Source organism: Bradyrhizobium uaiense (assembly GCF_010811875.1).
Taxonomy (GTDB): domain Bacteria; phylum Pseudomonadota; class Alphaproteobacteria; order Rhizobiales; family Xanthobacteraceae; genus Bradyrhizobium; species Bradyrhizobium uaiense.
Genome location: NZ_VKHP01001287.1, coordinates 1 through 207 on the forward strand (window position 1 = coordinate 1; position 207 = coordinate 207).

General features: G+C 62.3%; 1 pseudogene. It reads right to left on the reverse strand.

Features of this window, described 5'->3' with window-relative positions:
* Window positions 1–207, reverse strand: a pseudogene (locus FNJ47_RS49645) (cytochrome c); the annotation flags it as partial.

Below are 207 nucleotides of genomic sequence, written 5' to 3' on the forward strand. Positions count from 1 at the left end.
GCTTGTTGAGCTGCTTGACCGGAGTGACCGTGCGCAAATAGGCGTAGATCGCGTCGCTGTCCTCGCGCGTCACCTTCGAGTAGGAGGCGAACGGCATCGCCGGATAGACCAGGCCGCCATCGGGGAAGCGGCCACTGTGCATCATCTGGTAGAATTGATCCGACGTCCACGTGCCGATCCCGGTCTGCGGGTCAGGCGTGATGTTCG